Raw genomic sequence first — 14,506 nt, forward strand, 5'->3', positions numbered from 1 at the left:
CAGAGCCATTCCTTTTTTCTTCCCCACCTATTTTCTTACATTGTGAGAAGGGTTTCAATCTTTTTTATTCCATTGCCGTGTCGGAGCGGGATGCCAGGAATTGTTCATTGACTGTTCCACCGCACTCCCCTATCTTGGAGCCATATGACCAAATCATAAAATTCGCTTGCCTTGGCATTACTATATAGAGAGATCGGGTAAGGAATACTGTCAGTCTTAAATGAGGTGAAAAAGGTGAGGATCTTTTTATACATAGCACTTGCCGCGGTAGTGGTCGGTGGCATCCTTTTTGTGAATCAAGGAAAAGAAGAGAAGGTGAAGGAAAGGCACTGGATGGGCGCCTGGATGACGGCGATGCAGGAGCCCTTCGATGACGGTGAATCCCATGAAGGGTTCAAGGATCAGACCGTGCGCATGGTGGTCAAACCCCATGTGGACGGAGATCAGGTTCGAATCCGGCTGTCAAACGTGTTTTCTGATGAAGTGCTGAAGGTTGACAAAGTGAGTATAGGCATAACGAAAAAAGGGGCGGAAACAAAGGAAGATCCTGTATCCGTCTCCTTTGACGGTAAAAAGGATGTACGCATCCCGGCCGGCGAAAGGACCTACAGTGATTCGATCCCCATCAAGATCTCTAAAGATGAAGCTCTGACGGTGAGCCTTTATTTCAAAGGGGAATCAGGACCTGCCACCTGGCACCCGCGGTCGATGCAGACGACCTATTCAGCTGATGGAGACGCCGCTGGCAAGGCAGGAAAAGACGGATTCAAATCCATTGAAAAAGGATGGTACTGGCTCGATGGGGTCGATGTGCGGACCGATAAGAAGGTCAAAGGGTCCATCGTCGTCCTCGGCAGCTCCATCGATAACGGGAACGACTCAAAGGTCGACTCCAATCACAGGTGGACGGACTATCTGTCCGAGCGGATCAATGATGAGGCAGACGGAAAATGGACGGTCCTGAACGCAGGAATCTCTGCGAATCAGCTCCTCGACAGTCCTGAGGAAAAAGGGGAAAAAGCCCCTGATCGACTGAAGAGGGATGTGTTTGAACAAACAGGCGTGAAAGGCGTCATCGTCCATCAGGGAATCAACGATATCCGCCATCACCCGGAGACAGATGCCGTGACCATCATCGATGAAATGAAGGCCATGATCAAGGAGGCCCATAAGAACGGCGTCGAAATCTATGGAGTCACGATCTCCCCATACAATGACTCAGGAAAATACACCGCGGAAGGCGACCGGACGCGCCGCAAAGTCAACGCATGGATGCGGAATAGCGGTGCCTTCGACGGGGTGATCGACTTTGATAAAGTGCTGCGGAATCCCGATGATCCATCCAGACTCCAGCCGAAATACAATTCCGGAGACGGTCTGCATCCGAATGAAGCGGGGTACCGGAAAATGGCCGAGACGGTAAAATTGAAGATGTTTGACCATTGAGAGAGGGAGGCAGAGCCCTATCCCCAAAAATTAGTAAGGAGCGGTCCCACCTAGGAGGGACCGCTCCTTTCATTACCTCCTCACAAACGCCCTTCTCTCCGCATATTCCGTACACTTCCTGCACACGAGCACCGGCTCCCCGCGGTCATTCACGTAGCGTTGCGGTTGCACGGGCTTGCGGCCGCATACCGCGCATCGTGACGGCTTGAACCATTGCCTGATTGTATTGAACATTCCTGTTCCCCCTTGCATATGATCCGTTTAATCCAGTGTAGAAAAATCCTCCTCCATTATGCAATCATTTCTACTTCCGTAGTTTAGTTGGAAAGAAATAGTGGTAGAGAATGAAAGACATATACACCAGGAGGGAATACTTATGGCAAAAACGCTGGCAGGACATGCCGCTGCAGACGTCCTTCAAAACTGGGACGTTCAGCATATCTTCGGGATGCCCGGTGATTCGATCAATAACTTTGTTGATGTACTTCGCGGAAAGAAAGACGACATTGAGTTCATCCAGATCCGTCATGAGGAAGTGGCGGCACTGGCCGCCTCGTCCTATGCAAAGCTGACCGGGAAGATCGGTGTCTGCATGACAATCGGCGGACCTGGCGCGATCCATCTGTTGAACGGACTGTATGATGCAAAGGCCGACGGAGCACCGGTGCTGGTCCTCGCAGGTCAGGTGGCGACAACGGAATTGGGCCGTGATTCATTCCAGGAGGTTCATCTGGCACGCATGTTCGACGACGTTTCGGTCTATTCAGAGACCGTAGCCTCGGCGGAAGCTTTCCCTGACATGCTGAACCAGGCCATCCGCACAGCCTATGCGCGAAATGGGGTCGCCGTCCTCGTCATCCCGGACGACATCCCGAGGGACAAAATCAAGAATGCAACTTCTTTCACATCGAGTCTGACATCATTCTCAAGACACATCCCTCAAAAGGAGGATCTCATCACCGGTCTCAACTTCATCGAAAATGCCAAGCGCCCTGTCATCCTGGCAGGAACCGGAACGAAAGCGGCAAAGAAAGAGCTCGAGGCATTCGCCGATACGATCGGGGCCCCGATCATCTTCACCCTTCCCGCTAAAGGCGTGCTGCCGGACCGGCATCCTCTGAACCTCGGACAGCTTGGTCAGATTGGGACGAAGCCTGCATATGAAGCAATGGAAGAAACAGACCTCATGATCATGATCGGGACCTCCTTCCCGTACCGGGATTATCTACCGGATGATGCCGAAGCGATCCAGGTCGATGTGGATCCCGCCCAGATCGGGAAGCGGTACCCCGTTTCCGCCGGCATCGTAGGGGATACGGCCCTCGTACTGGAGGAATGGAATAAGCACCTCCAGCGCAGGGACGATCGCTCCTTCCTGGAAGAGTGCCAGAAGAATATGCAGAACTGGTGGACCCATATCGGGAAAGACACGGAAGAAACATCCACACCACTCAAAGCACCCCAGGTCATCCCTCACATCGAGCGGATTGCAGACGAGGATGCCGTCCTTTCTGTTGATGTCGGAAACGTAACCGTGTGGATGGCCCGCTACTTCAACATCACCAATCAGGACTTCATCATTTCCAGCTGGTTGGCCACGATGGGTTGCGGACTGCCGGGTGCCATTGCAAGCTCGCTCGCCTATCCGGACCGACAGGCCATCGCCGTCTGCGGAGACGGTGGTTTCGCGATGAACATGCAGGACTTCGTGACCGCCGTTAAATATAAGCTTCCGATCATCGTGGTGGTGCTCAACAACAGCCGCATCGGCATGATCAAGTATGAACAGGAAGCAGCCGGTCATCTTGAATACGCCACAGAGCTTCAGGAGATCGATTTTGCCCAATTCGCCAAGTCATGCGGAGGGGAAGGCTATCACGTGAAGACATACGAAGACCTCGGACCTGCCTTCGATATGGCGAAAGCATCGAATAAACCTGTCATCATCGATGTTGAAATCGACCTTGAACCTCCCCTTCCAGGCAAAATCACCTGGGAACAGGCCCAAGGCTATACGAAACATATGATGAAGAAATTCTACAAAGATCACAGCGTCGAAATGCCGCCTCTCAAGAAAGCTTTGAAGCGCCTGTTCTGACCATGATTCGGCCGGGCATCCGCCCGGCTTTTTTCCATTCAATCACTAAAGGGGGTCTTCCTCATGGAAACGATATTACTTTGGATCCTGCTCCTCCTCCTTGCCCTCGTCATCCTTGTTCCCGCCGCCTTTATTTTTTACATATGGCGGATCGATGAGCGCCAGGAGGAACATGCGATCCTGCGTCACTATCCCGTTCTCGGCAAGATGCGATATATCCTCGAAAAGATGGGACCAGAGCTCAGGCAATATTTCTTCAATAATGATTCTGAAGGGAAACCCTTCTCACGGAATGACTATACAAGCACCGTGAAATCCGGCAAGTATAACACCCGCATGCTCGGCTTCGGTTCGGAGCGCGACTTTGACGGGGAGGGCTACTTCATCCGGAATACCCTGTTCCCCGTCCAGCGCGATGAACTGAACGTGGACAATGAGAAAAAGGTGCCGACGAAAGTATACAAGATTGATAAGGACAACCTCTTCAACCGCAAGGAACACCGCGAAGAAACGTTGGCCGATCCCTTCCTCCTGAAAGATGAAGACGCTCCCATCATCGGAGAGCATACATGCCGTCACCCCTTCCGCGTCAAAGGGCTCGTCGGACAGTCGGCCATGAGCTACGGCTCCCTCGGGGGCAACGCCATCACCGCCCTGTCGACTGGCCTCGGACTTGCGGGCGGGACATGGATGAACACCGGGGAAGGCGGATTATCGAAGCATCATTTAAAAGGTGGTGTGGACATCATCTGCCAGATCGGACCCGGGCTATTCGGTGTGAGGACGAAAGACGGGGATTTCTCCTGGGAAGAATTCAAGAAGAAAAGCGCCCTGAAGGAAATTAAAGCGTTCGAATTGAAGCTCGCCCAGGGTGCCAAGACCCGCGGCGGCCATCTTGACGGCAAGAAGGTCACTCCCGAGATCGCTTCGATCCGGAACGTGGAGGCGTGGGAGTCCATCGACAGCCCGAACAGGTTCCGTGAGTTCAATTCCCCGGAAGGCATGCTCGACTTCATTGAACAACTTCGTGAAGTCGGCGGAAAACCCGTCGGCATCAAGCTCGTTGTCGGGAACACCGGGGATATCGAAGAGCTCGCTTCCTTCATGGCCAAAACGGGCCGTCATCCCGATTTCATCACCGTCGACGGTGGAGAAGGCGGGACCGGTGCATCGTATCAGGAACTCGCCGATGCCACGGGTGTGCCCATCAAATCGGCCCTTCCCTTCATCCATGATACCCTCGTCCGACACGGGGTCCGGGACAAGGTGAAGATCTTCGCATCCGGGAAGCTCCTCACACCCGACAAGATTGCGTACGCCCTCGCCCTTGGAGCCGACTTCGTCAACATCGCCAGGGGCCTCATGTTCTCCGTCGGCTGCATCCAGGCTCAGGTATGCCATACGAACAACTGTCCCGTCGGGGTTGCCACCACCGACGATAAGCTTCAGGAAGCACTCGTGGTCGAAGAGAAGTCCTTCCGTGTCTGCAACTACATCCTTTCTCTCAGGGAAGGGCTCTTCAATCTTGCAGCAGCGGCCGGCATTGATTCCCCGGCGAAATTCACCCGGGATCATATCGTCTACAAGGACCGGGACGGCCGGCTGATGCCCCTGTCCCCCGATGTCCCGCAGAAAGCCCTGTAAACACAGCAAAGCCCGGTGGGATCACCGGGCTTTCTTCTATTCCAGTATTCCATTCACAAGCCGGAGCGCTTCTTCCCACTTCTCCCGGTAAGAACCCGTGAGCGTAGTGAACGGAATGCCGTTTTCCTCCAGCAGCTCCTGTAGCCGCTCGTGATTCTTCCTTCGGACTGCCTCTTCCCCGTGCATCCGCCAGCCATCGTCCACCCACTCGACATCAGGCTCAAGGAACAGATACAGATCATATTCCTGCGCTTTGGCGATGGAATCCAGTACATCCTGATGCTTCGCGTTATACAATTCCGAATAAAATTGGGTCACCGTCGCCTCCGTATCCACGAACAGGACGCGATGGCTGACTACGGTGGCCTTCTCTACCTGACGCTGCTGCTCATAAGCAATCATGGGGTAATCCTCATCAAGCAGCACCCCGTCATATCCGCCGATCTCCTCACAGCGCGTCCGGCCATATTCCGCCACATAGTTGGTATTGAACGCCGTAGCCAGATTCCGCACGAGCGTCGATTTTCCGCAGCTCTCTGTACCGACCACCACGACTTTTTTCACGAAATACGATCTTGCCACAGACGGAATCATACCCCAATGACGGTACACCCCGTCAGTCCTGATCATAGTGGCAGAGATCGGGGCGACTATCCGCTCTTCATCCAGGATGATATGCTCGGCACCGGGATAGCACTCTCGGAAAATATCCGAGTATCCCCGTTCAGACGAAAAGACCGCATCAATGGGCTGGCCGATCGCCTCCTTGATCAGGGCTGCCCCGTCTCTCCAGTCATAGTCCTCATCCCCCGCATCGTCTTCGATCGACACTATATGAACATGCGGCATATCCTTCGTGAGCTGATGGAGCCAGCGCAGTCGGACCGTCGCCGGAACATAGGGGAAATCCGTTCGGGCACAGATCTCCCGGTCCCGCTTTTCAGAGTGTGACAGGACGACATACAGCTCCTCCACCATGGTGGACGCCTGAATGAGGGCATACACATGCCCCTGATGAAGCGGCAGGAATTTCCCTCCGTAGAATCCGATCTTCTTCATATCATGCTGCCTCCATCCCCTGTTGACTGCCGATCCGTCTCCAATTGATGTAGCCGTATACGCTGTTCACAAGGAACGCACTCCACATCACGAGCATGGCAAAGTCGTTGCCTCCCTGTGTCATCAAGGTGGTAAGCCATAGGACGATGGAGAGGACGTTCACCATGATCCAGACGAGCCACTGCTCCGTGAACCGCTTCAACATGAGGAGCTGCGCAATGACCGACAGCACCGTGGTGGCAGAATCGACCCACACATTGCGGCCCCCGATTTCCTGAAGGATGAGGGCATAAGCGGTGAACCCGACGGCGAATCCCGCAATCGTCCACATCCACCCGGCCTTACTGAGGGAATGGACGACCACATCCTCCCCACGCGCATCACTCTTCACGGTATGTCGGCTCCACAGATAGATCCCCACAAACTGGAGGGGGAAATAGAACAGGCCGTTCAGCATGACCTCCCCATACAACCCGTAGCCGTATGCGATGTACGCATACAGTCCGGTCTGGATGATCCCGAAATAGTAATTGGCGATCTTCCCCTTCGCCACCAGCACCACACACATCATTCCCGTCAGGGACACGATCAGTCCAAGGAGAGTGTCATCGAGGGCAACGAAAAGATACAGATTGATGACCGTAAAGACCGCCAGCCAGCACTTCTCAAATAGCGTCCAGTCCTTGAAGACACTCATCTGACATCAGCCCCCAGGGTGTGTTTGAAATGCTCCAGCGCCCATTCATGCCCCGCCTGATTGAAGCTTGCCACGGCGTCCCGGTGCACGACCATGCTGTACCCGAGATTGTAGCCATCCACTGCCGTATGGAGGACGCAAATGTCCGTACACACGCCAACAAGGTGGATCTCCCGGATGCCGCGCTCCCTCAGGCGCAGATCAAGCTCCGTTCCGGCGAACGCACTGTATCTGGTCTTATCAAATTCAAGGATCGAAGCGCCCGATGCTTTCACATCGTCATACGCTGTGCGGACGGCTCCATACAGCTCCCGGCCTTCCGTCCCCGCGATATTATGAGGCGGGAACAGTCTGGTTTCGGGGTGGAACTCATCCCCTTCGAAGTGGATGTCATTTGCCACGACCACATAGTCGCCCGCTTCAGCAAATTCCCTCATCAGCCCGGCAATCTTTCCTTGGATCACCTGCCCCGGCTCCCCGCACGTCAGCTTTCCTTCATCCGCTACAAAATCCACCGTATAATCAATCACAATCAATGCCCTCTTCATTGTTTCTCCCCCTAAAGATTAATAGATTGATGGTGCAGGTGCCTCTCCCCTGAAGCGGAACAATCGCGTCGCCCGCTTCGCCGTCCTCGTTGTGGTCTTCACATTTCCTTCCCTATCCGTGACAGGCTCCAGGAACGGGTACTTCGGTGCATCGCGGTTGAATGCCGACACATTGGCAATCCCCGGGTCATCCGTCATGAGAAGAAGAAGGCTCCTCAGCTCCGACAGCGTGAATGCCTCGGGCAAAAACTCTTTCGCCACCGTCGTCTGCAGCATCTCCCCCTGAATCATCCGGAAGGCATCATTCAGCATGTCACGGTGATCAAACGCAAGATCCAGCTCCAGCGCTTCCTCCCACGTGAACAGCTCCACCTCCGCTGCGTCTTCTGAGGCTGTCCGGCCAGCCAGGTATCCTGCCTTCACAATCGCATAGAATGCATTCGAGAGGATCCACCCACGGGGATCACGACCCGGCGCATCGTACACGGCAAAATGCTTCAGATGGATGCGATCGACCCCCGCCTCCTCCTTTAGTTCGCGGATCGCCGCTTCAGCCGCCGTCTCCTGCGGCCGGACGAAACCACCTGGCAGCGCCCACTTCCCGGCTTCGATATTCGGTTCCCCTTCAAGATTGGACTCTGCCCTTTGGATGAGCAGGATCTTCAGCGTCGGAACCGGCGGCTTATGTTCCTCCGGATAATGGAGGTCGATGGTGAACACCGCAATGTCGCTCGTGTATCCGTCCGGAGTGGTGAAGGATGGCTGGTTGGTGTGTGAGGATGTAGTGTGGTTCATGACAGACTCCTTTTTAATTTGCAATTTGTTAATTAATAATAGTGTACGCTGTGGAGGGAGGATTTGGCAAGTGTTTTTTTGGTGTGGCACGCAGTCTGGCACTCTATTTGCTACATTTTTTGTATCCTAGCGAAATGGTACGGGTATTTGCGAACGGAGGCCATTTACCATGAGTTCCAATCATTGATTCCGCCTCCAGAGCACCGAAATCCTTTAAAACTAGCTCATTTTGATTGAAATCGACCATTTTTAAGCTCTCTCAGTACCTCCCCCACCCCCATTCCCTTCATTTATTTGCGAAAATCAAAAATTTACTTGCGCGTTTTTGAAATTTATCTGCGAAAAATCCAATTCTATTTGCGAACTCATTTTTCTGCCATCCCTCTATTTGTATAAAAAATAAGATACATATGAACTAATAAGGTTATCATCGACCATCAGCGATTATTTGCGACTCCCCCCATCTCCCTCCCCCCACTCCAAACCAAATAAAAAAAGCAGAGGAATTCATCCCCTGCTTCCGTCAAACATGTATCCAATTAAATCCCGCTCAATGCATCCTCTACAGAATGATCGCCGCTCTTAATGAACACGGATTTCTTCTTCAGATTGTCCTTCCCGATCGCTCCTACAAGAACACGAGCCACGTCACCACGAGGAATCTCATAGCTTCCCGGGTCACCGGTCAGCTCTGCCTTCACGTCGACCTTCCCTGTTGGTTCATCATTTTTCAATGGTCCGGGGTGGACGGTTGTGTAGGCGAGCGACGATTTTTGCAGATAGTCGTCGGCCATATGCTTGGCAACGGCGTATGGTTTCATTTTGTCGCTCTCTGAATCCGGGTCAAGACTGTCGGTCGCGCTCAGCATGACGAAGTGTTTCACGTCATGTTTCTCTGCGTAGTTCACCGCTTTGACGGCACCCCACAGGTCGATGAGCATCGTTTTGTCAGCGCCTGTGCTTCCGCCTGATCCGGCCGCGAAGACGACGGCATCCACATTATCGAACGCATGGGAGAAATCTTCTTCAAGATCCCCCAGTACGACTTTATCAGCACCTGCTGATTCGAGATCTTTGATCTGTTCTTCTTTTCTCACAAGGGCAACGGATTGATGATCCAACTCCTTCAGCTGTTCGATCACCTGGGTTCCTACTTGTCCGTTTGCTCCGATTACTAAGACGTTCATGATATCCCTCCATAATGTACTTTACTGAATATGTTCATATCCTATCTATTCCCCTTTATTTCTCCATCAAACGTCACGACTCTCTCCGTCCATATCCCCTGTGACGACATTGAGAACTAGAAACCTACTAAAAACAGGTAAAAGGAACGATTCTACTTTCACTCAAAACGAAACCAAATACTTCCTGTTACCGTATGATTGGTATAAGGAGGAGATGTTCATGACATGCAAAGAATGCAACGGAACTGAATTCATCAAGGCAACGGACTTCATCAATCTTCGACCTCTTCATAAAAGAATGAGCGTGGGGACGGAGAAGATCTTCACGATCTGTGCCGGATGCGGAGAAGTGGTATCCATTAAAGTGCGAGACACCACCAAGCTGAAATAGATTGATTAGTGAGCGGTGGTATAATCCCCTTACATACCATATAATTTAAATTATCAGAAAAAACAAATGGGGGATTCCATGCTTTCACAGAATCAGATGGTGGACTGGCTAGAAGGCGTTATAGAAGCCATCCATGACGGAATACTGGTCATTGACCGGAGTGGAACCGTTCAATTGATCAATGAGGAATATACACAGATAACAGGAGTCAAACGAGAACAAATCATCGGAAAACCATTAATACAGGTACGTCCCAGTGCCAAGCTCCCTCAGGTCTTAAAAGATGGACGAGCCAGGGAAGGTGTCTTTCGCAAAGAAAAATCCATGGAATATGTAGTAGACATGGCTCCGATCATCAAGGATGACGAGGTCGTCGGGGCAGTATCGGTGTGCAAGAGCATTCCGGAGGTCTATCAGCTTTCTGAGGAATTAAAGCGAAGTCGGAAAAGGGTACAACAGTTGAAGCAGGCGTTCGGAAGGATTCATCAGGCCACCTACACGTTCTCGCACATCATCGGACAAAACAAAGACCTGCTCAACATGATCGAACGGGCAAAGAAAGCCGCCGCCACGAACCTGAGCATCCTGCTGACTGGAGAATCCGGGACGGGAAAAGAACTTGTAGCCCAATCCATCCACCATACCAGCAGTCGCTCCTCGTCTCCCTTCGTCCCAGTGAACTGCGCAGCCATCCCAAGTGCGCTATTGGAAAGTGAACTGTTCGGGTACGAAAAAGGGGCCTTCACCTCTTCTAATGAAGACGGAAAAATCGGCCTGTTCGAACTTGCCCACGGGGGAACGCTGTTCTTGGATGAAATTGGAGATATGCCGGTTGACCTTCAATCTAAGCTGCTTCGGGTACTTCAAGAAGGTACGTTCCGTAAAATCGGTGGTCTTGAAGAACAAAAGGTCGATGTACGGATTATTGCCGCAACAAATAAAGACCTGCCCAGTATGGTCTCGAACAAAAAGTTCAGGGAAGACTTGTTCTATCGGATCAATACCATCCAACTGGCCATCCCGCCACTCAGGAAGCGTAAAGACGATATTCCTGCCATCCTGACATCACTCCTTAAAGAGCAGGGGCACACGGGGATTCAGGTTGCCCCACAAGCATTGAACACACTTCACCAATATGAATGGCCGGGGAATATACGGGAACTGAAGAATGCCGTCCACTACGCCATCAGCATGTGTGAAGGAAGCACCATATCGGTGGAGCATCTTCCAGATACCATTCGCCCAACCACAGGCTACCGTCCAACAGACAGCCCTCGACTACTTGAAGACGTTTTAAGAGACACAGAGAGAGAAGTGATTGTAAGCGTTTTAAACAAAACCGGTACCTCTGTGATCGGAAAAAAAGCCGCCGCCAAACAGCTCGGTATTTCCCTTGCTTCCCTCTATAACAAACTATCAAAATTGAATATCACCTGACTGCTCGCGCATAAACAGACTGTTTGTGCGTTTTCCAGTTTTATAGAAACGCATTTCCAAGATGTTAGAATTCACTTCCCCCAATAGGTTTCTCCCCTTTTGCCTTAATAAAATTCCAACCTTTTAGAAATCCCCTTATCCGAACCCCTTATTCTCATGCGCTTTTTGTCTTGGCACAATTGTTGCATGTATAGTTGTAAGCGCTTTTATTAGGAGGAGAATACTATGTTGGCTTTACTCGGGTTTTTAACCATTGCGGTGTTTCTTTATCTGATCCTTTCTAAAAGAGTATCGGTCATCGTCGCTCTCATACTGGTTCCCATTGTGTTCGGCCTGTTCACGTCGTCCATTTCGGAACTTGGGGAAATGATTCTCGCAGGAATCTCGGGTGTGGCCCCAACCGGCATCATGCTGGCGTTCGCCATCCTGTTCTTCGGCATCATGAACCGGGCTGGACTGTTTGACCCGTTCATCTCAAACGTCCTGAAACTGGTCAAGGGCGATCCACTCAAAATTGTCATGGGGACAGCCATCATTGCCATGGCCACCCATCTGGATGGTTCAGGGGCTTCAACCTTCCTCATTACAATCCCAGCCTTATTGCCGATCTATGATCGACTGGGCATGAGCCGACTCGTCCTTACAGGGGTCACCGCACTTAGCTGTGGCGTCATGAATATGGTTCCTTGGGGAGGACCGACAGCAAGGGCTGCAAGTTCCTTAGGGGTCGATGTGTCGTTGATCTTCAATCCCCTTCTTCCTGCCATGGGCATAGGACTGATTTGGGTTTTATTCGTCAGCTACATCATCGGGAAGAGAGAGCGCAAGCGTGTTGGTGTAAAGGAATTTAACTACGACTTCCATGCTGAACTGAGTGAAGAGGAGCGAACGACCCGTCGACCGAAGCTTATCTGGCTCAATCTGTTGATTACGGTCATCACAATTGTTGCTCTGATCAAGATTTGGCTACCGCTTCCGGTGATTTTCATGGTGGCCTTTGCCGTCGCCCTCTTGAGCAATTATCCCAAACCGAAAGATCAGCAGGAGCGTATCACCGAGCAGGCGAACGGAATGGTCTCTGTCGTTTCCATCATCTTCGCTGCCGGTATCTTCACCGGCGTCCTATCAGGATCGGGGATGATCGAAGCAATGGCGACTGCCATGGTGAGTGTCATACCAGAAAGCACTGGGTCCTTTATGGCGCTTTTCGTTGCCATTACCAGCATGCCCCTGAGCCTGGTCTTCACCCCTGATGCGTATTACTTCGGTGTGCTGCCCGTCTTAAGTGAAACGGCAGCCGCATACGGGATTGCTCCTGAAGTCATCGGCAGGGCCGCTATTTTGGGGCAGATGACCACTGGCTTTCCATTGAGCCCCCTTACAGCAGCGACATTCCTGCTCATCGGATTGGCACGAGTCGAGCTCGGGGACCATCAGCGTTTCATCTTCCTATGGGCATTCGGATCCACCATCGTGATGACGATTGCCGCATTCATTACCGGAGCCCTTTCATTTTCGTAAATTAAGGAGTGTTCATTATGCTAAAAATCGGAGCTGGAACCGGGTTTGCAGGTGATCGGATCGAGCCTGCACTTGCCCTTGTAGAGAACGGGAACATCGACTATCTGATCTTGGAAGGCTTGGCGGAACGGACCATCGCCCTTTCACAACGACAAAAACGGATGAATCCTGATCTTGGATTCAATGAGTATCTGGAAGAAAGAATTCGGCTTCTACTCCCTTCCCTCCTCTCTCATAACGTTCGTCTGATTACCAATATGGGCGCGGCGAACCCTACTGCAGCGGCCAGAAAGATTCAAGAGGTAGCAAAGGAAATGGAGCTGGATTGTAAGGTAGCGGCCGTCATTGGCGATGATGTTCTGTCCAAACTAAATCCTCATGCCATCGTGCATGAAACTCAAAAGCCTGTTGAAGAATACACACCTCTGATAAGCGCGAACGCCTATCTTGGGGCAGAGGCCATCCTGCCAGCCCTGGAATCAGGAGCAGACATCATTGTGACAGGCAGGGTCGCGGATCCTTCCCTGTTCCTCGCCCCCATGATCCATCACTACCAATGGGATCAAACCAATTACCAGCTCCTAGGTCAGGGGACCCTGGTCGGACACTTGTTGGAATGTGCCGGACAGGTGACGGGAGGGTATTTTGCGGATCCATTGTATAAACCCGTCGATCACCTCGACAATCTCGGCTTCCCCATCGCTTCCGTCAAGGAAGATGGTACGGCCATCCTGACCAAATTGCGGGGTACAGGGGGAGTGGTAAACGCCATGACTGTGAAGGAGCAGCTCCTATATGAGGTACATGATCCGACAAGCTACTTCACGCCTGATTGCGTGGCGGACTTCAGCACGGTCATCATTGAAGAAGTCGGACCCGATACCGTCAAGGTCCAAGGAGCGACGGGGCGAAAACGCCCGGATACATTAAAGGTGTCCCTCGGCTACCATGCCGGCTATCTCGGGGAAGGGGAAATCTCCTATGCAGGTTCCACTGCCACTGAACGGGGACAACTGGCCGCTGACATCCTCGAGAAACGGCTGGGCGGGATGGGTGACGAAGTCAAAATCGATTTGATCGGTACGACCTCTCTCCATCATGGTGAACATGAAGGCTTTCGTCCATACGAGGTCCGACTACGCGTGGCTTCCCTATGTCCATCACGAAAAGAGGCTGTCAGGATAGGTCATGAAGTCGAAGCGCTTTATACAAACGGTCCAGCCGGTGGCGGCGGTGTACGCAAGCGGGTCGAAGAAGTGATCGGAGTGGTCTCCACCTTCATGGACCGCTCCCTGATCACGTCTCATTCTGAGCTACTGGAGGGATCCTCATGGCAACAATCAAATTGATCGAAGTGGCCCACAGCCGCACAGGAGACAAAGGAAATACGCTGAACTTCTCCCTCATTCCCTATAAGGAAGAAGACTACGATCTACTTAAAGCTGAGGCAACGGTTGAACGTTTTGCTGAACACCTGCGGCACATCGTGAAAGGGTCGATCACACGATACGAACTACCCACTATCAAAGCGTTGAACTTTGTATGCGAACAGGCTCTGCTCGGGGGTGTGACCACATCCATTGCGCTCGATACGCATGGAAAGAGCATAAGCAGCGCCGTCTTGGAAATGGAGATTGAGCGACCTTGAAACAACAAGGACCCCACCCGTCACAGGTGAGGTCC

At 52.1% G+C, this 14,506-nt stretch carries 13 protein-coding genes; 8 read left to right on the forward strand and 5 right to left on the reverse strand.

What is annotated here, in order from left to right; translation table 11 throughout:
- The first annotated feature begins 234 nt into the window (after window positions 1–234).
- The 3 genes from ACNA6I_RS19795 (at window position 235) to ACNA6I_RS19805 (ending at window position 5,188) form a co-directional block, all read left to right on the forward strand.
- Window positions 235–1,446, forward strand: a complete 1,212-nt coding sequence (locus ACNA6I_RS19795; protein ID WP_416314023.1) for an SGNH/GDSL hydrolase family protein — start codon at window positions 235–237, stop codon at window positions 1,444–1,446.
- 376 nt (window positions 1,447–1,822) lie between these two features.
- On the forward strand, window positions 1,823–3,544 hold the full coding sequence (locus ACNA6I_RS19800; protein WP_048012449.1) for a pyruvate oxidase: 1,722 nt from the start codon (window positions 1,823–1,825) through the stop codon (window positions 3,542–3,544).
- Between the two features lie 63 nt (window positions 3,545–3,607).
- On the forward strand, window positions 3,608–5,188 hold the full coding sequence (locus ACNA6I_RS19805) for an FMN-binding glutamate synthase family protein (RefSeq protein ID WP_416314024.1): 1,581 nt from the start codon (window positions 3,608–3,610) through the stop codon (window positions 5,186–5,188).
- A gap of 36 nt (window positions 5,189–5,224) precedes the next feature.
- Here the strand turns inward: ACNA6I_RS19805 and nadR are convergent, their stop codons facing one another.
- From nadR to ACNA6I_RS19830, 5 genes are all read right to left on the reverse strand, one after another.
- Window positions 5,225–6,247, reverse strand: coding sequence for a multifunctional transcriptional regulator/nicotinamide-nucleotide adenylyltransferase/ribosylnicotinamide kinase NadR (nadR, locus tag ACNA6I_RS19810; RefSeq protein WP_416314025.1), 1,023 nt, complete (start codon window positions 6,245–6,247; stop codon window positions 5,225–5,227).
- 1 nt (window position 6,248) lies between these two features.
- Window positions 6,249–6,944, reverse strand: coding sequence for a nicotinamide riboside transporter PnuC (gene pnuC / locus ACNA6I_RS19815; RefSeq protein WP_048015902.1), 696 nt, complete (start codon window positions 6,942–6,944; stop codon window positions 6,249–6,251).
- A complete protein-coding gene (locus ACNA6I_RS19820; protein ID WP_048006473.1) occupies window positions 6,941–7,492 on the reverse strand; it encodes a cysteine hydrolase family protein in 552 nt (183 codons plus the stop codon). The genes pnuC and ACNA6I_RS19820 overlap by 4 nt, the downstream gene beginning before the upstream one ends.
- Window positions 7,493–7,510: 18 nt before the next feature.
- Complete coding sequence (locus tag ACNA6I_RS19825; RefSeq protein WP_148794640.1) at window positions 7,511–8,287, reverse strand: NUDIX domain-containing protein; 777 nt, start codon at window positions 8,285–8,287, stop codon at window positions 7,511–7,513.
- 539 nt (window positions 8,288–8,826) lie between these two features.
- The gene (locus ACNA6I_RS19830) at window positions 8,827–9,474 is read right to left on the reverse strand and encodes an SDR family oxidoreductase (RefSeq protein ID WP_416314026.1); all 648 of its coding nucleotides are present in this window, start codon (window positions 9,472–9,474) and stop codon (window positions 8,827–8,829) included.
- A gap of 220 nt (window positions 9,475–9,694) precedes the next feature.
- Here ACNA6I_RS19830 and ACNA6I_RS19835 point away from each other — a divergent pair, with 220 nt between their 5' ends.
- From ACNA6I_RS19835 to ACNA6I_RS19855, 5 genes are all read left to right on the forward strand, one after another.
- Window positions 9,695–9,865 carry a hypothetical protein gene (locus ACNA6I_RS19835; protein WP_187427033.1) on the forward strand — a complete coding sequence of 57 codons (171 nt, stop codon included), beginning with the start codon at window positions 9,695–9,697 and terminating at the stop codon, window positions 9,863–9,865.
- Between the two features lie 78 nt (window positions 9,866–9,943).
- Complete coding sequence (locus ACNA6I_RS19840; RefSeq protein WP_053072493.1) at window positions 9,944–11,302, forward strand: sigma-54 interaction domain-containing protein; 1,359 nt, start codon at window positions 9,944–9,946, stop codon at window positions 11,300–11,302.
- Window positions 11,303–11,527: 225 nt separating this feature from the next.
- Window positions 11,528–12,823 (forward strand): CitMHS family transporter, encoded by a 1,296-nt coding sequence (locus ACNA6I_RS19845; protein ID WP_416314027.1) that lies wholly within the window; start codon window positions 11,528–11,530, stop codon window positions 12,821–12,823.
- A 17-nt stretch (window positions 12,824–12,840) separates the two neighbouring features.
- Window positions 12,841–14,172 (forward strand): acyclic terpene utilization AtuA family protein, encoded by a 1,332-nt coding sequence (locus ACNA6I_RS19850; protein WP_416314028.1) that lies wholly within the window; start codon window positions 12,841–12,843, stop codon window positions 14,170–14,172.
- Window positions 14,154–14,471 carry a hypothetical protein gene (locus tag ACNA6I_RS19855; RefSeq protein ID WP_048012459.1) on the forward strand — a complete coding sequence of 106 codons (318 nt, stop codon included), beginning with the start codon at window positions 14,154–14,156 and terminating at the stop codon, window positions 14,469–14,471. Before ACNA6I_RS19850 ends, ACNA6I_RS19855 begins: the two co-directional genes overlap by 19 nt.
- Window positions 14,472–14,506: the final 35 nt, after the last annotated feature.

This window comes from Rossellomorea sp. FS2 (assembly GCF_047915635.1).
Taxonomy (GTDB): Bacteria; Bacillota; Bacilli; order Bacillales; family Bacillaceae_B; genus Rossellomorea; species Rossellomorea marisflavi_A.

Excerpts from the sequence above, each read along its gene's own strand:
- ACNA6I_RS19800 (WP_048012449.1), top strand. The coding sequence starts at position 1,823 with ATGGCAAAAACGCTGGCAGGACATGCCGCTGCAGACGTCCTTCAAAAC.
- ACNA6I_RS19805 (WP_416314024.1), top strand. The coding sequence starts at position 3,608 with ATGGAAACGATATTACTTTGGATCCTGCTCCTCCTCCTTGCCCTCGTC.
- nadR (WP_416314025.1), bottom strand. The coding sequence starts at position 6,247 with ATGAAGAAGATCGGATTCTACGGAGGGAAATTCCTGCCGCTTCATCAG.
- pnuC (WP_048015902.1), bottom strand. The coding sequence starts at position 6,944 with ATGAGTGTCTTCAAGGACTGGACGCTATTTGAGAAGTGCTGGCTGGCG.
- ACNA6I_RS19820 (WP_048006473.1), bottom strand. The coding sequence starts at position 7,492 with ATGAAGAGGGCATTGATTGTGATTGATTATACGGTGGATTTTGTAGCG.
- ACNA6I_RS19825 (WP_148794640.1), bottom strand. The coding sequence starts at position 8,287 with ATGAACCACACTACATCCTCACACACCAACCAGCCATCCTTCACCACT.
- ACNA6I_RS19830 (WP_416314026.1), bottom strand. The coding sequence starts at position 9,474 with ATGAACGTCTTAGTAATCGGAGCAAACGGACAAGTAGGAACCCAGGTG.
- ACNA6I_RS19835 (WP_187427033.1), top strand. The coding sequence starts at position 9,695 with ATGACATGCAAAGAATGCAACGGAACTGAATTCATCAAGGCAACGGAC.
- ACNA6I_RS19840 (WP_053072493.1), top strand. The coding sequence starts at position 9,944 with ATGCTTTCACAGAATCAGATGGTGGACTGGCTAGAAGGCGTTATAGAA.
- ACNA6I_RS19845 (WP_416314027.1), top strand. The coding sequence starts at position 11,528 with ATGTTGGCTTTACTCGGGTTTTTAACCATTGCGGTGTTTCTTTATCTG.
- ACNA6I_RS19850 (WP_416314028.1), top strand. The coding sequence starts at position 12,841 with ATGCTAAAAATCGGAGCTGGAACCGGGTTTGCAGGTGATCGGATCGAG.
- ACNA6I_RS19855 (WP_048012459.1), top strand. The coding sequence starts at position 14,154 with ATGGCAACAATCAAATTGATCGAAGTGGCCCACAGCCGCACAGGAGAC.